The sequence below is a fragment of the Nitrococcus mobilis Nb-231 genome (assembly GCF_000153205.1).
Classification (GTDB): domain Bacteria; phylum Pseudomonadota; class Gammaproteobacteria; order Nitrococcales; family Nitrococcaceae; genus Nitrococcus; species Nitrococcus mobilis.
Genome location: NZ_CH672427.1, coordinates 2,560,830 through 2,580,802, shown reverse-complemented (window position 1 = coordinate 2,580,802; position 19,973 = coordinate 2,560,830). Strand labels below are relative to the sequence as shown.

The following is a 19,973-nucleotide window of genomic DNA, read 5'->3' as shown; positions in this document are numbered from 1 at the left end:
TGGTACGCTAAACGCCCCGATCTATTCAATTAGACACCACGCGATCATCCAGGACCTGACATCAGCAATTCCCGGTCAACGCTTAACAAACTGATTTAGAAACATATTTTTCTGGAGCTTTTTGCAAACCTAGAAGCATAAAACACATATATTTCAATCATTTAACGAAGGATTGACCGGGAATCGCTGACCTGACATAGAGGCACCCCATGGCAAGGCGAAAAAAAATAAACTCTTTTAAAATTTTTCTTACCGTTTGGCAATTGGGGCGCCAACACCCCATTGTTTTGCTACTACTGGTGCTGGCAAGCGGACTCTGGTATGGCTATGAGCTGTATATTGCCCGCCCCGGAATGGTATACATGGGAGTTCCCAAAGCTCAAAACTGGAAACAGCCTAATACCTGGACCCGAATTTTCCGTAATAATGGCTTTATGGTGGGCTATTCGGACCTGCGGGGTAACCCTCTATGGGTCAGTTACAAGCTCGAAACCATACGCGATAACGCGCCTTACCATAAACGCCCTCAGCGATTCAGTGCCGACTGGCGCAATCTAACCCATATCACCCACGATGATTACCGCCACAGTGGCTACGATCGAGGCCATATGGCGCCCAACTATGCGATTAGCCGGCTTTATGGTGAACCGGCTCAGCAGGATACTTTCCTAATGACAAATATCACCCCTCAAAAACCCAATTTAAATCAAAAATTGTGGCAGCGCCTGGAAGAAGTAGAAATCGATCATTTTACTAAACAGTTCAAGACGATTTGGGTATTCACCGGTCCAGTTTTCGATCCTAATATCGAGCGGCTTAAGTCCTCATACCGGGTAGAAATACCCGATGCTTTTTACAAAATCTATTTTGCCCTCCCGGACAAGAAAACGCTTGCCTTTATTATCCCTCAGCAGGTGCGGGGTAAAGAGCGCTTAGATAAATTTCTGGTCAGCGTCGATAAAGTGGAAAAGAGAACTGGCTTTGATTTTTTCCATGAACTAGAGGACACCCAGGAAGAACAATTGGAATCCTCCATCAAGCCGGCCCCCTGGCGACTGAAGGCGGTTGCCCGACTACCCGCCCGCTATTAGAAAACGGGCCAAAGTATTACGGAGCCTCCCCCCTGTCAGGATAGATGCGTGTGCCGCAGCAATGCGGAGTGGTCGGCAAGGAGGCGGACCGCGAAGCATGAGAAGCTGCTGAAGTGATGGAGGGATCGACCCTCCGGAGTCTGCCTGGAGGGGCCGGCTTCAAACCGCCCTCGTGCGGCATTGGCTGAAGACCGTTGTCGTGAGCGTCGGGGGAGAAGGCGGGTCCACGTGGACTGTCAGGTGCGAATAGAGCGATGGCAATGAGTTCGTGAGTTCGGGGTCGGACCAAGAGTTCGGGGTCGGACCAACGCAACTTATTGAAATCCTGGGAAACACACCCCCTCTCCGAGGTCAATCCAGCCTTAAAACCCCAATTTCGACCCCGAAATGGGCGGTTCAGGTCCGACCCTGGCGGAAGGGTGCGCTCAGTCGTTCAATCTTGGGGTCAAATTTGCACCGCTAACCCATCTTTAACGCTCTCTGCCTGATTTCGGGCTGATTTGGGCGTGTATGCGAAGAGAAGTTATTGATTCGTATAGTGGCGAGGGTGGCGCGCTGGATGTAGTGCCATAATATTTGCTGTTATCCCTTGTGCGGAGCGCCCGCCCACGCTAGCCTCGCGGGCATGTTCATCCGCCGCACCCAGACCCGCAGCACGGCCACCGGCGAGTCGTATGTCACGTATCGTCTGGTGCGCTCCGAGCGGCGCGCCGGTAAGGTCCGCCAGTGCACCCTGTTGAACCTGGGGCGGCACTTCCCAGTGGCGCAGGCACACTGGTCGGCGTTGTGTGCGCGCATCGAGCAACGGCTCAGCGGCCAGGCGACGCTGTTCGACGAGGAGGGGAAGGGCCTCCCGCTCGCCGTCGAGCGCCAGGCCGAGCGTATTGCGGCGCGGCTGCTCGCCGAGCAGGGCGGTACGCCGGCACCGGCCGATGCTGGCGGTGTACCCGGCGGTGGGGGTGACGTGCAGTCGGTGGACGTGGACTCGCTCTCACTGGTGCGCCCGCGCTCGATGGGCGTCGAGCAGCTCGCCCTGTGGGCGCTGCGCCAGGCGGGCTTGGAGGAGCAGCTCCAAGCGCTGGGGCTGACCGGCCCGCAACGTGCGGCGGCGCTGGGGCTGATCGTTGCCCGCATGGCCGCCCCGGGCTCGGAGCGGGCGACGTATCAGTGGCTCGCCCGACGCAGCGGCCTCGGCGAGCTGCTGGAGGTGGACTTCGAGGCGATGAGCCCGATGCAGCTCTACCGTACCTCCGATATCCTGCTGCGCCACCGCGCGGCCCTCGAAGGGCATCTGTTCGCCCGGGTGAGCGATCTGTTCGCGCTCGGTCCGACAATCACGCTCTACGATCTGACCAACACTTACTTCGAGGGCGAGGCACCCGGTCAATCCGGCCGCGCGCCACGGCCACTCCAAGGAGCGGCGCAGCGACTGCCCGCTGCTCACCCTGGCGCTGGTGCTCGATGCGTGCGGCTTTGTGCGCCGCTCGCGGGTCTTCGCTGGCAATGCGGCCGAGGCGCAGACCCTCCAGGGGATGCTCACCGGCCTCGCGGCGCCCGCCGGCGCGCTTGTGGTCATGGACCGCGGGGTGGCCACCGAGGCCAACCTCGCCTGGCTGGCCGAGCAGGGCTACCGCTATCTGGTGGTCAGCCGCGAGCGCCGCCGCGCGGTCGATTTTAAAGAGGCCATCACCCTCGACAACGCCGGCGGGCAGGCCGTGGAGCTACTCAAAGTGCCCTTGGCCGATGGCCAGGAGGTGCGCCTGTATTGTCGCTCCGAGGGCCGCGTGCGCAAGGAGCAAGCGATCGCCGGGCGCCTGATGGACCGCTTCAAGGCTGGGCTCGACAAGCTTGCGACCGGACTCAGCCGGCGGAGCACCACCAAGCGCATCGACAAGCTCTGGGAGCGCATCGGGCGGCTCAAGGAGAAAAGCCGCGGCCTCGGCCAGCACTACCACATTGAAGTGATCGCCGGTGACAGCGGCGAGCGCGCCCGTGCGATCCACTGGCAGCGCCTGCCCGTGAAAGGCTCTCTGGTCACCGAGCCGGGCGTCTATTGCCTGCGCAGCAACGAGACCGGCTGGGACGAGAAGACAATGTGGCGCACCTACATCATGCTCACCGACCTTGAGGCGGTCTTCCGAAGCCTGAAATCGGAGCTCGGCCTGCGCCCGATCTTCCATCACAAGGAAGAGCGCGCCGAGGGGCACCTGTTCATCACCGTGCTCGCCTATCAGTTCGTCCAGCTCATCCGCCACCGCCTCGCCGCCCACGGCATCTGCGAGCGTTGGAGCACGCTACGCGATACCCTCGCGGGCCAGTGCCGGGTCACCGCCACGTTCAACCGCGGCGATGGCCGCACCCTGCACGTGCGCAAGGCCACCCGCGCCGAGCCCGATCAGGCGCGAATCTATCAGGCCCTCGGGGCCGATCCCGCCCCGGGCGGCGTGCAGAAAACAATCGTGTGAGCCCGCTGATTTATAAAATGAACGTAATGTAGTGCCACTCGCCGCCGCGGCCGATCTTAACTCTCTGAGTATCGGGAAGTTATTTTTGGGGACGTTAAACTTGGGCTAAGACCGATTCTGGGCGCGTGGGAACATCAATTTGCGTACTTTCAATGGGTTGCTCTGGTCCGACCCCGGACCTCGCCGGACCTCTCGGCCGGACCTCTCGGAGTCAGACTTCTGTGCCCCGTGCCTCATCGGCTTCGGCCTGCGGCCTTCCCGATACGGCCCGCCAACGACGGCGGGGGGCGACACAGATCTCCCGGTTCCCGTGCAGGAGGCGTACGTACATGCCAGGGTCTTAGACGACGCAGGGTCGGGCCGACACTCGCGTTCACGCGCCGGTCCGTGTTGCCTTCTGCCACTTCGAGGGCATCGGCACCCCAGAAAAACTTTTCGCCGCTCAATGGCTGGCCTATACGCTCCCCTGTCAACGCTTCGCCCATGTCCTCGCGGACATCGACGCATGACTCGGGGCCAGCGTGGGTCGCTAACCCTTCACTGCCGTGGACTTGCACCACTTACCTCCTGCCGGTCTCCCGGCGCACCGAAGTAAACTCCCCGAGGTCAGGTCATCTGAATTTCCGCCAATTGGCGGAAATTCAGGTTAGCGCTGCGGCGTGCCACTCCTGCCTACCGTACCGTCGACCCGCCGGCCGCTGACCTAGCCGAAAGCCTTGCGCGCATTGCGGAACAAACGCAGCCAGGGGCTCTCTTCAGCCCACTCGCGGGGATGCCAGGCGAGCTGGATCGTACGGAACACCCGTTCCGGGTGGGGCATGAGAATCGTGAAACGACCATCACGGCTCGCGAAGCCGGTCAAGCCAAGGGGCGAGCCGTTCGGATTCGCTGGATAGCGCTGCGTAGGTCGACCGAAATTATCCACATAGCGCATGGCGCCGACGCCGGCCACGAGCGCCTGCTGTGGTGCATCCTCGGTGTCGAACAACGCCCGCCCCTCACCGTGCGCCACCGCGATGGGCAGCCGCGAACCGGCCATGCCCGCCAGGAAAATCGAGGGGGAGGCCAATATCTCCACCATGGCCAACCGGGCCTCGAACTGCTCGGAGCGGTTGCGAACGAAACGCGGCCAAAGATCGGTGCCCGGTATCAGTTGCCGCAATTCGGCCAACATCTGACAACCGTTGCATACGCCCAAACCGAATACATCGGGCCGCTCGCAGAAAGCGGCGAACGCCTCGCGGGCGCGCGAATTATAGAGAATCGACTTGGCCCAACCGCCGCCGGCCCCCAACACATCACCGAAGGAAAACCCGCCGGCGGCGGCAAGGCCTTGGAACGCGCGCAAGTCGCACCGGCCGGTGAGCACATCGCTCATGTGCACGTCCACCGCCGTGAAACCGGCGCGATCGAAGGCAGCCGCCAGCTCCACGTGGCCGTTGACTCCCTGTTCACGCAGCACCGCAACGCGCGGGCGCGTGCCTCGGCCGATATACGGCGCACTGACGTCGTCTTCCGGATCGAAGGTGAGCACGGCGTGCAGCCCCGGATCCGACTCCTCCAGCAGGGCATCGTATTCTTCGCGCGCGCACTGCGGATTGTCCCTTAGGGTTTGCATACGCCAGCTCGTCTCGGACCAGGCTCGTTGCAGATCAACTCGCCGCGCCTCGAGCACCGGCGCGCCGCCGTGGCTGAAGACCAGGCGCCCGTCGTCACGCAAACCGCCCAAGACATGGCAATGCCGCCCCAACCCAGCCTTGTGCAGTACACTCAACACCTGGTCGCGGCAAGTGCGCCGAATTTGCACGACGGCGCCCAACTCTTCGCTGAACAGCACGGCGAGGGGAACCGGGCCGAGCGCGTCGAGGTCGATCTCCAATCCCGTACGACCGGCAAACGCCATTTCCGCCAAGGTGACGAAGAGGCCGCCGTCGGAGCGATCATGGTAAGCTAACAACAGCTCGGCCCGGAGCAGCGCTTGGACCGTATCGAACATCCGTACCAAGGCCTCTGGATCGTTCAGATCCGCCGGTTCATGGCCTAGCTGACCGTACACCTGCGCCAGGGCCGAGGCACCCAAGCGATTGCGGCCTTTGCCCAAATCGATCAAGATGAGATCGGTCTCGCCACAGTCGGTTCGCAGCTGCGGGGTAAGCGTTTTGCGGACGTCGTTGACCGCCGCGAAGGCGCTGACAATCAGTGACAACGGAGCCGCCACGCTCTTCGACTCGCCGGCTTCCTCCCAGACAGTGCGCATGGCCAGCGAATCCTTGCCGACCGGAATGGCAATACCGAGCTTCGGGCAGAGCTCCATCGCCACGGCTTGCACCGTCTCATAAAGGCGCGCGTCTTCGTCGTGGTAACCAGCGGCCGCCATCCAATTGGCCGACAAGCTCACCTGGCGAATATCCCCGACCGCCGCGGCTGCGATATTGGTAAGCGCCTCCCCCACTGCCAAACGTCCGGACGCCGGCGCGTGCAACAGCGCAACGGGTGTGCGCTCACCCATGGCCATGGCCTCGCCGGTGTAACCGAGATAGTCAGCCAAGGTCACGGCCACATCCGCGACCGGGGTTTGCCAGGGGCCCACCATCTGATCACGGGCGACCAAGCCGGAGACGCTGCGGTCACCGATGGTGATCAGAAAATGCTTGGCGGCGACGCAAGGCAGGCGCAGGATCCGCTGTGCCGCCGCGAGCGGATCGATTCCCGAGAGTTCGAGTTTGGCCTTATGCCTCGGCCGGTACCGAGCGTGGCGCAGCATCTTCGGTGGTTTACCGAGCAGCAGCTCCATAGGCAAATCCACCGGCGTATTGTCGAAATACCCGTCGCCGACGAGCAGACGACGCTCCTCGGTGGCCTCGCCGACCACCGCATAAGGGCAGCGTTCCCGCTCACAAATACGGCGGAAGGATTCGAAACGCTCCGGCTCGATCGCAAGTACGTAGCGTTCCTGGGATTCGTTGCACCACAACTCCAACGGCGACATGCGGAAATCGGCATTGGGGATCGTGCGCAGCTCAATGCGACCGCCCCGGGCGAACTCATCGAGCAGCTCCGGCAAAGCGTTGGCAAGGCCGCCCGCACCCACGTCGTGGATGGACAAAATGGGGTTGCCCAACTCCAACCGCCAGCAGCCGTCGATTACTTCCTGGCAACGGCGCTCCATCTCAGGGTTACTGCGCTGAACTGAGGCAAAATCCAGCGCGGCAGCACTCTCACCGCTGACCAGAGACGAAGCGGCGCCACCACCGAGACCGATCAGCATCGCCGGTCCGCCCAACACCACCAACGGCGCACCCACCGTTATCGGTTTCTTGCCGACGTGCTGCGGGTGAATGTTGCCCACCCCGCCGGCGATCATGATCGGCTTATGGTAGCCGCGCACCGCAACACCTTCGGGCCCTGGCACGGCCATTTCGAAGGTGCGGAAATAACCGCCCAGGCTGGGGCGCCCAAATTCGTTGGCATACGAGGCCGCGCCGATCGGCGCCTGCAACATGACGCTAAGCGCATTGGCGATACGGTCAGGATACCCATAATCCTGCTCCCAAGGCTGCAGCGCGTCCGGCAGGCGCAGATTCGAGACCGAGAATCCGGCCAGCCCGGCCTTGGGTTTGGCGCCGCGGCCGGTGGCCGCTTCGTCTCGAATCTCACCGCCGACTCCGGTGGCGGCCCCGGCAAACGGCGCGATGGCAGTGGGATGGTTATGGGTTTCCACCTTCAGCACCAGGTGCGCCGGCTCCTCGATGAGCCGATAGACCCCCGTTTCAGGATCGGCAACGAACCGCCGCGCCGGATGCCCTTGGATGACCGCCGCGTTGTCTCGATAGGCCGAGAGCACCCCTTGAGGAGAACGTTCATGGCTGTGCCGGATCATCCGGAACAAAGAATGCGGCCGTGGTTTGCCGTCAATGATCCAATCGGCATTGAATAGCTTGTGCCGACAGTGCTCTGAGTTGGCTTGAGCAAACATCATCAACTCGACGTCGGTCGGGTTGCGCCCTAATTCCTGGTAACTCTCCAGCAGATAATCAATCTCGTCGCGCGCCAGCGCCAATCCCAAGTCGCGGTCGGCGCGCTCGAGAGCAACCTGCCCGCCACCGAGAATATCGATGCACTTCAGCGGGGCCGGTTCGCTCAGATGAAACAACGACTCTGCCGCATCGATTTCCGTGAGCACGGATTCGGTCATACGATCGTGGATAAGACCGAGCACAGCCTGGCATTCGAGCCAACTCATCGGCTCATCGTCCCGAGCCTGTAAGTGATAAACGATGCCCCGCTCGATACGGCGCACCTCGTCGAGACCGCAGTGGTGGGCGATATCGGTCGCCTTGCTCGCCCAAGGTGAGATGGTACCGAGACGCGGCACCACCAGGAGCAACGCCGCGGCCGGCTCGGCAGCGGCCCACCCCGCCCCGCAACCAAGCAGTTCTTGCAAGACGGCGTGCTTGCGCGCGCTCAACTGGATCTCGAAGTCGACGAAATACATATAGTGCGCGCTGATCGAGCACAGCCGATCCACCACCCGCTTGAGGTCGTTGGTTAACTGCTCAGCCCGAAAGGATGATAACGCGGAGCAACCGGTAAAACTCAGCATGGCTTACAGTGGCCCGCATCGATGGAGAGGAGTAGCGCCCGTCGGCGGGCACGTAACCTTAGTGCAACTGCTCTTCGACTAACCCGAGTATCTTGCCGGTAACACCCTCGGTCGCCGGAGCGCCGTCGAAACGATGTATCGTCACCTGAGTGCCGTCATTCACTTCGGTCAAATCGATCCGATACTTCTCAACCGTGTCCGGAATTTCCTCGCGCCAAAAGGCCACGGTATCCAATAACCCCTTGTCCTTAGGTCCCTGCTCGGCGCGCGTATCGTAACGAACGAAATAATGCCGAGCGCTGCGATCCCGATCGACCACGGTGAAACCGGCCCGATCGAGGGCCAGACCGATCCGCCGCCAGGCCTCGAAGAATTGGTCGTGCAAAACCAACGCCGAGGTACCATCAGCAAGCTGCTGCACCTTGGGCTGCGCCGCATCGGGATTCGCTTGGACTAATGAGGGGGCCGACGCCGCTGTGGCCCCCCCTCCGAGTTCGAGCAACAGCGCTCGCATGAATTCCGCCTCCAGGAAGCGATCTGCATCATCCAACCGCCACTTACCCTGTTCGTCACGGACGAGGCGACGTTGGGTGACGAATACCTCGGCCGTGTCGGGCTGATCACCCTCCTCCACACGGATGAGGTACCGATCCGCCACGCTGGCAGCCGTTCGATCGACCACGGAGGGTGCCAAAAGGCCGCGGGTCAGGGGCGGTGCGCTATAAAACCACGCGGTCTCCATGAAGCCAAGCCGGGGATCACTGCGCGTGAGATCGAGCGCGTGGCGCTTGACGAAATGCCCTAGCCAACGCCATACCTGGCTGGGCGGAGCGGCCACATCCAGCCAACGCTCGTGCCCATTCCAATGCAACGTGACGTAATCGGGCTTTGGCAAGACCGGCTCGCCGTTATCCCGCCGCTGGTCATTGCCCGTGCTACCGGCCGGCTCGGCGGGAATGGCCATCGCCGTAGAGTTCTGCACCGGCTTTAGATCCGGAGGAAGCGTGAGCGACCCGCTCAAGGCTTCATCAGAAACGGAGTCTTTTGCCGACATGCAGCCCGTGGTGAGCGCAAGCAGGCTCACTATAGCGAGCACGACGGGGAGGAGCCACGACATGACCGACACGTAAGTTTCCGTTCAGAGCAGACCGGCAAGTTTCATAGCTTGCAAGACGCTTTCATGATGGTGCTCGGATAAGGGCGTCATTGGCAAGCGGATACCCTGCCCGGCCAGGCCAAGCCGATATACGCCCCATTTCACGGGGATGGGATTGGTTTCCACAAATAACGTCTTGTGCAATGCCGCCAACCGAGCGTCGATACGCTCGGCCTCCGCAGACTCGCCGGCGAGCGCAGCGCGGCACATCTCGTGCATCAGCCTCGGTGCCACATTGGCCGTAACGGAGATCGCGCCCTTGCCACCGGCCAGAATGACTGCCAAATCTTTTATATCCTCGCCACAGTAGACATCGATCTGACCACCGCAACGCTCCAAAAGCTCGTGAACCCGCTCAACGCGGCCGGAAGCTTCCTTGATACCCACGATGTTGGAAATATCGGCCAACCGGGCAACCGTATCGGGCAAGAGGTCACAGGCCGTACGGCTGGGCACATTGTACAGGATCTGCGGGATCGGCACGGCCTCGGCCACGGCTTCGAAGTGCCGAAACAGACCTTCCTGAGTCGGCTTGTTATAGTACGGAGTGACGAGCAAAGCCGCGTCACAGCCGCCTTCCATGGCGCAGCGCGTGAGCTTGATGGCCTCCCAAGTGGAGTTCGATCCGGTGCCGCCAATGATCGGAATCCGTCCACGCGCCATCTCGACGACTCGACGCATGACATGGCAGTGCTCATCATAATCCAACGTGGCCGACTCGCCTGTCGTACCGACGGCTACGATCGCGTCGCTGCCTTGCTCGATATGGAACTCGACCAAGCGCTGCAGGGCCTTTTCGTCTATGCTTCCGTCGTCGTGCATCGGCGTGATAAGCGCTACCATGCTGCCACGGAACATAGACTTTTCTCCGAGCCAAACCGATAGCCGAATAGTACTTGTCCACCCGAGAGCTGACAACTCCGCCGGCGGCAAGGGCCGCCCTGCGCTCGCCCGACCGACATTACCGGTTGCATCCGCGCCCGACCAGCGTCATCTTGTCGCCGCGACCGGAGCCACCGACTCAGGGGCACGATCGTGCTACACTCCTCTACGGTTAGTTTTTTGGGTAGCTGCAGCGGCTATTCACTCGGATAAGACATGCATAATAATTTTCTGGTGGTCTCGGCCCTCGGCGAGGATCGCCCAGGCATCGTCAACGAACTCTCCCGAATCATCGCCGAAAGCGGCTGCAACATCGAAGACAGCCGGATGACCGTGCTCGGCGGTGAATTCGCGATCATCCTGCTCGCGGAGGGCCGCTGGAACAAGCTGGCCAAGCTGGAGGCGGCGCTCCCCAGTCTGGGCCGCCGGCTCGGGTTGACCGTCAATTCCAAGCGCACCACGCCGGCCCGGCACGAAGGAAATCTGCTGCCCTATTCCGTCGAAGTGGTCGCCATCGATCATCCCGGCATCGTCCATCAGCTCGCGAGCTTCTTCTCATCACGTGAGATCAGCATCCGTGACATGGCGACCACCACTTACGCCGCTGCACATACTGGTACCCCGATGTTCTCCGTACACATCACCGTGGACGTTCCGGCGGCGGTCCATATCGCCCGCTTGCGCGAAGAGTTCATGGATTTCTGCGATCAGCTCAATTTGGATGCCGTCATCGAACCGGTTAAAGGCTGAGACGGGGGCGGTCGCCGGCGCATAGCCAAACTGCTGCCCATTCGTCTATAAGCAACCCAAGCCCGCGCGCAGGCCAGGTGTTCCCGAAGAAACGCAGGCCAGGTGTTCCCGAAGAAACAACGGTCGCGCTGCAGCCTTGGACTTCCAGGTTAAACCTGTGGGGGCAACCACATGCAAATGGCCGCCTTCAGTTCTGTTTCTTGCGAGGACGAGGGTCTATTGACGATCACCCACGGCGTCGCGGGTAATCGTCAACAGGCTTTAACATAGGAGTCCCCGCCATGAGCGAAATCCGCCTCGGCACAACCGTACCCGATTTCGAACTCTCCGCCACAGGCGCTAAAACGCTGCGCCTATCCGAGTTGCGCGGTCGCAACGTGCTGCTCTATTTCTATCCAAAAGCAGACACCCCCGGCTGCACTCAGGAGGGAGCGGATTTTCGCGACCGATACGCCGATTTCGTAGCGGCCAACACCGTTATCCTCGGTGTCTCGCGCGATAATTTGAAAGCACAACAGAACTTCAAGGACAAGTATGGTTTCCCATTCGAGCTGCTCTGTGACACACAGCAGGAGCTCTGTGAACGCTTTGCCGTGCTCAAGGAAAAGAACCACTTCGGTCGCAAGGCGCTCGGAGTGGAGCGCAGCACGTTTCTACTCGACGCCTCCGGCGTGCTGCGCCGAGAATGGCGCGGTGTCAAAGTCCGCGGTCATGCCGACGAGGTTCTGCAGGCCGCAAAAGAGCTGACCGAATGATCGACCCTTGAGTCGACACGCTGTATGCCTACAAGATCCCGCGCTGCACGACGGGTATTCGTGCTCGATACGTCGGTACTGATGCATGACCCCAGCGCGCTGTTCCGCTTCCAAGAACACGACCTTTTCCTGCCGATGGCCGTGCTGCGCGCGCTCGACACCGGCAAAAAGGGGCTCTCGGAAGAGGCGCGCAATGTACGTCAAGTGAGTCGCTTTCTGGACCAATTACTGGGACAGGCAAGCCCGAAGGCGATCGAGTCAGGCCTGGCCCTCGCCCAAACAACATTACACGGCACGGCCGCTGGTCGGCTGTATTTTTTGCGCCAAAGCGAGCCCCGTTCCCTACCCAAAGACGATGACATCCTAACCGCGGCCCTACAGCTGCAGGAGAGCCGACCCGATGTCGCAGTAACTCTGGTGTCGAAAGACATCACCCTGCGTATTCAGGCCATGGCCTTAGGGCTCAATGCTGAGGACTACCACAGCGACCAGGTACTTGATGACGTCGATCTGCTCTACACCGGAGCACTGCTCGTCAAAACGGACCGCATCGTCGCCCAAACCGAGCGGGCACTGGAGTTTCTCATCAAGCCGCACGAGTGCTATCCGAATCTGTGTGTTGCCACCGAGGACGGCCGCTTCGAAGGCATCGTGCGCGAAATCCATGCGCAGCGCGCGCTGGCCAGCGCGGTGACCGACCACCGCGTGCAGGGCGAGGCCGTGTGGGGCGTGCAGGCCCGCAATCCCGAGCAGAACTTCGCACTTAATCTGCTGCTCGACCCGGAGGTGGATTTCCTTAGTCTGCTCGGCGTCGCCGGCACCGGCAAAACATTGCTGGCGCTGGCCGCCGGCCTCGCCCAGACCCTGGAGATGCACCATTATCGGGAGATCGTCATGACACGCGCTACCGTTCCCATTGGCGAGGACATCGGCTTTCTCCCGGGCACCGAAGAGGAAAAAATGACCCCTTGGATGGGGGCGCTGATGGATAATCTGGAGGTCCTGGGTCAACCCGAAGACGCTACCCGCTGGGGCCAAGCCGCCACCCAAGATGTGCTGCGCAGCCGGATCAAGATCCGCTCACTCAACTTCATGCGCGGGCGGACCTTCCTCAACCGTTACATCATTGTGGACGAAGCCCAAAATCTGGCTGCCAAGCAATTGAAGACGCTCATTACCCGGGCGGGACCCGGCACCAAAATCGTCTGCCTCGGCAACGTGGCACAGATTGATACGCCCTACCTCACGGCAACCACCTCCGGATTGACCTATGTGGTCGACCGGTTCCGGCACTGGCCACACGCCGGCCACGTGACATTGCAGCGCGGCGAGCGCTCACGCCTTGCCGACTTCGCCAGCGAGGCATTATAAGTGCAGGGACGCCCGCCTACCGGGCGCGAAGGCGTCCCCTAACTAACCCTGAGCCTGCTTGTCGGCGACTTCGTGCTCAGCTTGAATGGTATGCGCATCCTTGCTATCGGCCTCATCCGCGAAGCCCGGCCAGGCCAGAATAATGGCACGGATCAACGTCGCCAAAGGGATGGCGAAGAACACGCCCCAGAATCCCCAGATACCACCGAAGACCAGAATGGCAATAATGATCGCCACCGGATGCAGCTTGACGATCTCCGAGAACAACAACGGCACCAAAACATTGCCATCAAGCGCCTGGATGATGCCATAGGCGATCAGCACCCAAACGAACTCCGAGCTTGGGCCGAATTGAAAGTAGCCAATAACCGCAACCGGCGCGGTTACGACCGCAGCGCCCACGTATGGAATGATCACCGACAACCCAGTGGCTACGGCCAGCAAGGCGGCAAACTGCAGCCCGAGCAGAGCAAAGGTCACATAGGTCACCACGCCGACGATGACGATCTCCAAGAGTTTGCCGCGTACGTAGCTGCCGATCTGAGCATCCACCTCACACCAAATCGTGGCGATCAAACTCCGATGTACTGGGAGGAAACGGCTGAGCCAGGCCTGGATTTGTTCTTTGTCCATCAGGAAAAAGAACACCATGAAAGGCACCAGCACCAAATAGATCGCGCCCATGAAGAGCATCACCACCGACTGGAACGAGATCGAGGCCAACACGTTCCGACCAATCTGCAGTGATTCGCTGCGCAGCTCTTCCATGAGCGTCTTGACCTGATCGACGGAGAAAAATTGCGGGTACTTCTCCGGCAGACGCAGGATGGCCATTTGGCCATGATCGAGTATGTCCGGCAGGTTCTCCACCAACTGAGCGAATTGTCTGCTAATCAGCGGAATCAGCGCGAAGAACACCAGCAGCACGACAGCAATAAAGAGAAAAAACACCAGCACCACACCCATACGGCGGGGAACTCGATAGCGCTCCAAAGACTGAACCAAATCCTCGAGTAGATAGGCGATCACCAAGCTAGCAATCACCGGTGCCAGCATATCCCCCATGAACAGGATAATGCCGAGTCCACCGAGCAGCACCAACGCCAAAGCAACCACTTGGGGGTCATTGAGATGGCGCTCGAACCATGTACGAATGAAATCCATTCTGCCGTGCTCGCTCTTGGCCGAACCGCTGCAACGTTAACCGCATCGATGTACCCTCGCCAATAGTGGACCAATCGATTGCGGGTTTATCTAATCAATGCAGCCATATTTCGGTCGGACCAATCCATTAAATTAAAAAGGCTTACCGAGAGCAGGTGGCGAGAAGCTAAGCAATGGAGCCGGATAACGGATACAGCCAACAATCCCTCCTGGGAGTAAGGCGGCTGCGTTGTAATAAAGCGCACCTTGCATACGGTTCGATTGCAGAAAATGCCTATAACCGGCCACTATATCGACGAGTGCAGCAGGGAGCTAGCACCGGAAACGCCCATGCTATGGCTAGGGCCTGTTTGCCATACATGAGCCGAATCATCGCCGAGAACACCTTGAAACGTCTCGCCCTACCGCTACTTATCTGTGTCTGCCTGAGCGCGCGTGCGGGCTTGGATCTATCGCTGCCGGATATCGGTGATCCCGCGAGCCAAGTAATGACGCCGACCGAGGAGCAACAGATCGGCCAGCAGATGATGGGGGAAGTTCGCCGCCAACTCCCCCTCGGCAATGACCCCGAAATCAATGCCTATATCCAAGATTTGGGCGCGCGGCTCGCCTCCCACGGCGACGCTCCCGATTATAGCTACCACTTCTTCATCGTGGATAGCCCGCAGATCAACGCCTTTGCTATGCCGGGCGGCTATATCGGCATCAATACCGGACTCATACAGGCCACCCGGACCGAGAGCGAACTCGGAGCGGTGCTCGCCCACGAAATCGCTCACGTCACCCAGCGCCACCTGGCACGGCAGCTACTTCGTGATCGCGGTAGCGGCTGGCGTACGGCCGCGCTGATATTGGCCGGAATTCTGATCGGCACACAAAGCCCCCAAGCTGGCAGTGCCGCCACCATGTCGGCCATGGCCGGCATGATTCAACAGCAACTCACCTATTCCCGCGCCGACGAGAGCGAGGCGGATCGGGTCGGAATGCAAACCTTGGTCAAAGCTCACTTCGATCCTGAGGGGATGCCCCGATTTTTCGGCCGCTTGCTGCAGGCGAGCCGTTATCGTGATGAGCCACCCGCTTTTCTCAGTACCCATCCGCTCACCGAGCGGCGTATTGCCGATGCCCAAGCGCGTGTCCGCCAACTCGCCAGCGGCAAGGTATTCGAAAGCCCAAAGTACGATCTCATGCGGGCCCGCCTGGAAGTGCTCAACGCGCGCCTACCCGAGGATGCCGTAAACGAGTTCCAGGCCCAGCTCGAACGCAGTAGCGCCAAACCGTGGGCTGCCCAATATGGGTTGGCTCTGGCTCTACAACATACGGGCGAGTATGCTCGTGCTCGCACGATTCTCCTGCGATTGCTGCGCACGCATGGCGAATACGCGCCTTACTTCGTCGGTCTAGCCGAAGTAAGCCGCGCTGCAAAACAACCCGAACAAGCCTTAACAGCCGTGCGTGAGGGATTGTCGTTATTCCCGGACGACTACGCCTTGCGCGTTCTCCATGTGGAGACGCTGCTGGATGAAGGGCACGCGCAGCAAGCGCAGCGTATCGCCACGACCGTGGTCAGCGATCACCCGGAAGACGCCAATCTCTGGCAACTCGTGGCCCGTGCGGCCGATAGCGCCGGCCAACAAGTCCAAGCCCAGTTGGCCATGGGACACTATTACTATTTGCGTGGCGATATCCCCAGCGCCTTGGAGCAAATCAAACACGTTCTTGAGAGCAGCAAAGCCGATGAATATCAGAAGTCTCGCGCTACGGCCTTGCGCGCGCAGTGGCAAGCGGTGCTCAAACAGCGCTCGAAAGATCGTTGAGTAACGAATCACACCGACGCCCCAAGGGGTTAGCCTATTTTACCGATCGGGGTCATCCGCCCAGCCGGCCCGGCGAGCAGTGCAATGATCCAACAGGATAGTGCAAACCATTCGAGGCCAGAATGGACCCAAGGCTTGCTTTATGATCTCCTCGCAGGGCAAAGAGCACTGGCGATCCTGTTGGCCGCCGGGTGGTCTGTGCTCACCGCCCCCGCTCGCGACAGCGAAACGAACACGGTCTTGGACGCGCAGTTAAACCAGGTGCTGGCGCAACTGCGCGAGGAGATCGCCCGGTCCGTCGAGTTCGTCAACTTCCTGCTGGACTTAGCTCGACAGCCGCTTCCAATAGATCGGTTAGCGCAACCCTTCTCGGCAAACTTCGCGCACTTTCCGATGCATCTGTATCCCAACCTCGGCCCGTTGCAAAAACAGCAAGCCAACCTGGAAGCACTGCAGCGTACACTCGATGGGTACCAAACCGCCGCCTTGCGTTATACCCAGGAGCTCAGCGAGCTATTCGAGGCTGTGCTGAGCGAATATCGACAGGAGCTAGCCGACGGCGTGCCGTCCGAATCAACCGCTCGGAGCACCCGTGAACTGTACGATCACTGGCTTGAAGTGGCGGAACGAACCTATGAACGGTTTCTGCGCTCTGAGACATATCCGCAAGCCATCAGCGACTTACTGAACGCCTGGACTGACCTGCGACTCGCCCTGCAGCCAGCGCTGGATGAGCTTTTATCATACCTGGGGTTGCCGACCCAGCGCGCACTGGAAGATACTCAGCGGCACCTCGATCGACTACGGCGCCAGCAACGTGCGGATACTAGGCGACTGCAACGCGAGGTCACGGCGTTGCGCAACGAACTCGCCGCGCTACGCGACGCCGCTCCCGGCCCACCGACGACGACCCGCTCCGACAAGGACGATCGCTCATGAGCGACGATATCCCTCTAAACGATCCGCTCCAGCTGCAAAGCAAGCTTGCCAGGACGCTGCGCCGGGCGCGCGAGCTCCAACCGGTGAGCGTCGGCAGTACGCCCGCGCGAGACTTACCGCACCCAGGCACGGCCACGCTCTATCGTTACGGCTCCGCAGAGGGCGTGCCACTGCTGATCATCTATTCATTGGTAAATCGCCCCTATATTCTCGATCTGAGTTGTGAACGCTCGGTTATTGGGGCGCTCGTGCGCGGCGGCATTACCGTCTATCTGCTCGATTGGGGCTACCCAGGACCGATGGACCGCTTTCAGCGGCTCGACGATTATATCGAGGACGAAATCGACTGCGCGGTGGACAGCATCACTGCCCGACATGCCACCGAGCGCGTTTCCATACTGGGCGTCTGCCAGGGCGGAACGCTCGCTATCTGCTACGCGGCCTTACGCGCCGAGCGCGTTCGTAACCTGATCACCCTCGCCACCCCAGTGGACTTCCAGACCCCGCAAGACACGCTCTATCGAATCGTCCGCCACGTGAACATTGAGCGGCTGACGCAGGCGCTGGGCAATGTGCCTGCAATCGGGCTCAATGCCCTATTCACCGGCCTCAAGCCTTTCCAGCTCCTCTGCCGGCGCTATCTGACATTGGCAGAATTAGACGCCGATGACCAGGCGTTACAAGCATTCCTGCGTCTCGAGCAATGGATGTACGACAGCCCGGACCAAGCGGGAGTCGCTTTCGTGCAGTTTGTCCGTGATTTCTACCAAGCCAATGGCTTAGTCGCAGGTAGCTTGCAGCTTTGCGGCGAAAACGTGAATCCGATCCGCTTTACCGGCCCGTTGTTCAACGTCTATGCAACGGCCGATCACCTGGTGCCACCCGCGGCAGCAAAGGCCTTGGCAAATCTGACCGGATCGCTCGCCTACCGCGAAGCGGAACTACCCGGCGGTCACCTGGGCTTGTTCATCAGCCGACACGCTCATCGCCGTCTCTACCCCACGCTGGTGGAATGGCTGCACCAATGTAGCGAGCCGGTTCTGCGATAAATCGCCGATATTGCGACGCAACAACGAAAATGCTTGCCAAGCAACTTCGGCCATCTACAATGCCCGATAAGTTGCCGGCACGCAGCTCCACGTATAAAAGAGGGTTAAAAAAAGCCCTCTCTGGCGAGAGGGCGAATCGAGGAGGAGGAGGTAGCGAACCATCCGAAAGGGTGGTTTACGAAGTGGTTACGCCTTCGACTTGATTAAAAAGCGCTCCAGCTCGTTGAGAGTTCAAACACACCACAAAACCCCAATAAGAAGAGCGCATTATGATTATCCGGGAGGCTATTCGTGGCCTCCCTATTTTTTATCTCACAAATGTTGCGATGCAACATATTAGATCGCCCCCAGCAAAATGTCAATCTATATATTTCAACAGGTTACAACCCTATATCCTATTCACAGCACCAACCCGTGCCCCGCCCGCAGGCTCCTTGAAACGCCGCACCGTCAGGCAAACAACGCTTATTAGGCAAGCGAATGCCCCGTTAGTTCCAGAACAAATAGCGAATAGCCGCGTTGCCCATAGCAGCTCCTCACATTACATTCCCTCCGAACGTCCCAACTATCGATCCTGCGCCACCGTCTACCGGCTTGCGGTACCCCCTTCTCGCTATATCCATCAGCTCAGGTACGCTTGACGGACCGAGGGCAAGGCTCAATGATCATTATGTAGGAGATGCGGCTACCAGGCTGGGGAGATCAAATGAGCGGGGATTCCATCGAGAACCAGATCCGGGCTGCCCTGAAGCAGGACCCGGCCATCAATGTGCAGCGTTACCCCATCCACGTACAGCAAAGCGATGCCGTGCGGTTGGAAGGCACAGTAGCGGACATCGAAGCCAAACGTCGCGCCATTCAGATTGCCCACCGGATAGCGGGCAACGCGGGCATCGACGATCGACTCCGGCTCGAGGTTGCGCGATCACGACCGAATGACGAGCTACGCCAAGCCGTGGCGCACGCTCTGATGCAGGAACCGGGGTTTATCGAACTGCAAGTACTAGAAACACACGCGCAACCACCTGCGGATCAAGATTGGATTCGCGTCAGCGCCCACGAAGGCGTGGTCATGCTCGAAGGCGTTATCGACAGCTTGTCCCACCGGCGTTTGGCCGAAGTCTTGAGTTGGTGGACACCGGGAACGGCCGACGTGGATAACCGTCTCCACGTCCAGCCACCGGAACGGGACAGCGACGAGGAGATCGCCGACACCATCCGAATGGTGCTGGAAAAGGAACCCGCGATCGATATCGCCCAAATACAAGTCGCCGTGGACGATCGCGTGGTGTCCCTGCGCGGCCTGGTCCACAGTGAAGAAAATCGGCGCATCGCCGGCTGGGACTGCTGGTACATTCCGGGAGTCCACGATGTCCAGAATCGAATCGAGGTGGCCGGCTAAGTAGAACCCTCGCACTCGCCTCTCGACGCGCGAATAGCCCTACCGAACCATCTGGACGGGAGAGGCGCAACGGACCGAGGGATCAGCGGGTGCGCAGCGGCCTTCGCTCGACCCGGCCCCAATTGCGGAGCATACCGAACACGCCCGCTGCGGCCACCAGAAGAGCCAACAGGAGCATTATGACCAAGGGCAAAGACGGTAGGCTGGTTGCCCAAGAAAGCAGTGCAATCAACAAGGGGACAAGAAAGACGACAAGAAAAGCCAATGTCACGTGTTGTACTTGCCATCGACTTCGTTTGCGCCGCACCGCGAGCCTCCTGAGCGTTACTCTTTGCAAGAGTAATTTTAGGCAGGACTGGCAGGAAGCGGAAGTCCTCCGCCCCTGTCGGTCGCGGCCGGTGCCGCCCAAAGCACCATCATGTACCCAGCCACTGTCCGCGCTCGTCCGAGTAACTGGGACCGGCCGAGGCGGCTAACGGCGAGAGCCTGAGGCGGGTCGCGGCGGGGCTTGCAAAAGGGTCCGACTGCA

Annotated in this window: 12 protein-coding genes and 1 pseudogene; 9 read left to right on the top strand and 4 right to left on the bottom strand. The window is 60.2% G+C overall.

All coding sequences use genetic code 11. The annotated features are described in order from the left end of the window. Nucleotides 1-209: 209 nt before the first annotated feature. Complete coding sequence (locus NB231_RS11660) at nt 210-1,091, top strand: DNA/RNA non-specific endonuclease (protein WP_040662289.1); 882 nt, start codon at nt 210-212, stop codon at nt 1,089-1,091. Nucleotides 1,092-1,716: 625 nt separating this feature from the next. Next, a pseudogene (locus NB231_RS20455) lies at nt 1,717-3,556 on the top strand (IS1634 family transposase). Between the two features lie 703 nt (nt 3,557-4,259). On the opposite strand, the gene purL reads toward NB231_RS20455, so the two are convergent. The 3 genes from purL to dapA are packed head-to-tail and all read right to left on the bottom strand — an operon-like array spanning nt 4,260 to nt 10,173. Beyond that, nucleotides 4,260-8,159, bottom strand: coding sequence for a phosphoribosylformylglycinamidine synthase (purL, locus tag NB231_RS11650; protein ID WP_005003034.1), 3,900 nt, complete (start codon nt 8,157-8,159; stop codon nt 4,260-4,262). Between the two features lie 58 nt (nt 8,160-8,217). Continuing rightward, nucleotides 8,218-9,276 carry an outer membrane protein assembly factor BamC gene (bamC, locus tag NB231_RS11645; protein ID WP_005003032.1) on the bottom strand — a complete coding sequence of 353 codons (1,059 nt, stop codon included), beginning with the start codon at nt 9,274-9,276 and terminating at the stop codon, nt 8,218-8,220. 21 nt (nt 9,277-9,297) lie between these two features. Further along, entirely contained in the window at nt 9,298-10,173 is an 876-nt protein-coding gene (gene dapA, locus NB231_RS11640) for a 4-hydroxy-tetrahydrodipicolinate synthase (protein WP_005003029.1), read from the bottom strand. Nucleotides 10,174-10,413: 240 nt separating this feature from the next. On the opposite strand from dapA, the gene NB231_RS11635 reads away from it, so the two are divergent. From NB231_RS11635 to NB231_RS11625, 3 genes are all read left to right on the top strand, one after another. After that, nucleotides 10,414-10,947, top strand: coding sequence for a glycine cleavage system protein R (locus NB231_RS11635; RefSeq protein ID WP_005003028.1), 534 nt, complete (start codon nt 10,414-10,416; stop codon nt 10,945-10,947). A gap of 281 nt (nt 10,948-11,228) precedes the next feature. Next, nucleotides 11,229-11,702, top strand: coding sequence for a peroxiredoxin (locus NB231_RS11630; protein ID WP_005003020.1), 474 nt, complete (start codon nt 11,229-11,231; stop codon nt 11,700-11,702). Between the two features lie 24 nt (nt 11,703-11,726). Next, on the top strand, nt 11,727-13,073 hold the full coding sequence (locus tag NB231_RS11625) for a PhoH family protein (RefSeq protein ID WP_040662283.1): 1,347 nt from the start codon (nt 11,727-11,729) through the stop codon (nt 13,071-13,073). Between the two features lie 42 nt (nt 13,074-13,115). Here the strand turns inward: NB231_RS11625 and NB231_RS11620 are convergent, their stop codons facing one another. Next, nucleotides 13,116-14,237, bottom strand: a complete 1,122-nt coding sequence (locus NB231_RS11620) for an AI-2E family transporter (protein ID WP_005003014.1) — start codon at nt 14,235-14,237, stop codon at nt 13,116-13,118. 359 nt (nt 14,238-14,596) lie between these two features. Here NB231_RS11620 and NB231_RS11615 point away from each other — a divergent pair, with 359 nt between their 5' ends. From NB231_RS11615 to NB231_RS11600, 4 genes are all read left to right on the top strand, one after another. Further along, nucleotides 14,597-16,054, top strand: coding sequence for a M48 family metalloprotease (locus NB231_RS11615; RefSeq protein ID WP_005003012.1), 1,458 nt, complete (start codon nt 14,597-14,599; stop codon nt 16,052-16,054). An 84-nt stretch (nt 16,055-16,138) separates the two neighbouring features. Continuing rightward, nucleotides 16,139-16,993: a poly(R)-hydroxyalkanoic acid synthase subunit PhaE gene (locus tag NB231_RS11610; RefSeq protein ID WP_005003010.1), complete on the top strand. Its 855-nt coding sequence runs from the start codon at nt 16,139-16,141 to the stop codon at nt 16,991-16,993. Beyond that, on the top strand, nt 16,990-18,042 hold the full coding sequence (locus NB231_RS11605; protein ID WP_005003007.1) for an alpha/beta fold hydrolase: 1,053 nt from the start codon (nt 16,990-16,992) through the stop codon (nt 18,040-18,042). The genes NB231_RS11610 and NB231_RS11605 overlap by 4 nt, the downstream gene beginning before the upstream one ends. Before the next feature lie 706 nt (nt 18,043-18,748). Then, nucleotides 18,749-19,444: a BON domain-containing protein gene (locus NB231_RS11600; RefSeq protein WP_005003003.1), complete on the top strand. Its 696-nt coding sequence runs from the start codon at nt 18,749-18,751 to the stop codon at nt 19,442-19,444. Nucleotides 19,445-19,973 lie beyond the last annotated feature (529 nt).

Bases quoted from the DNA above. Each gene is read 5' to 3' on its own strand.
- NB231_RS11660 (WP_040662289.1), top strand. From the start codon at position 210: ATGGCAAGGCGAAAAAAAATAAACTCTTTTAAAATTTTTCTTACCGTT.
- purL (WP_005003034.1), bottom strand. From the start codon at position 8,159: ATGCTGAGTTTTACCGGTTGCTCCGCGTTATCATCCTTTCGGGCTGAG.
- bamC (WP_005003032.1), bottom strand. From the start codon at position 9,276: ATGTCGTGGCTCCTCCCCGTCGTGCTCGCTATAGTGAGCCTGCTTGCG.
- dapA (WP_005003029.1), bottom strand. From the start codon at position 10,173: ATGTTCCGTGGCAGCATGGTAGCGCTTATCACGCCGATGCACGACGAC.
- NB231_RS11635 (WP_005003028.1), top strand. From the start codon at position 10,414: ATGCATAATAATTTTCTGGTGGTCTCGGCCCTCGGCGAGGATCGCCCA.
- NB231_RS11630 (WP_005003020.1), top strand. From the start codon at position 11,229: ATGAGCGAAATCCGCCTCGGCACAACCGTACCCGATTTCGAACTCTCC.
- NB231_RS11625 (WP_040662283.1), top strand. From the start codon at position 11,727: ATGCCTACAAGATCCCGCGCTGCACGACGGGTATTCGTGCTCGATACG.
- NB231_RS11620 (WP_005003014.1), bottom strand. From the start codon at position 14,237: ATGGATTTCATTCGTACATGGTTCGAGCGCCATCTCAATGACCCCCAA.
- NB231_RS11615 (WP_005003012.1), top strand. From the start codon at position 14,597: ATGAGCCGAATCATCGCCGAGAACACCTTGAAACGTCTCGCCCTACCG.
- NB231_RS11610 (WP_005003010.1), top strand. From the start codon at position 16,139: ATGATCCAACAGGATAGTGCAAACCATTCGAGGCCAGAATGGACCCAA.
- NB231_RS11605 (WP_005003007.1), top strand. From the start codon at position 16,990: ATGAGCGACGATATCCCTCTAAACGATCCGCTCCAGCTGCAAAGCAAG.
- NB231_RS11600 (WP_005003003.1), top strand. From the start codon at position 18,749: ATGAGCGGGGATTCCATCGAGAACCAGATCCGGGCTGCCCTGAAGCAG.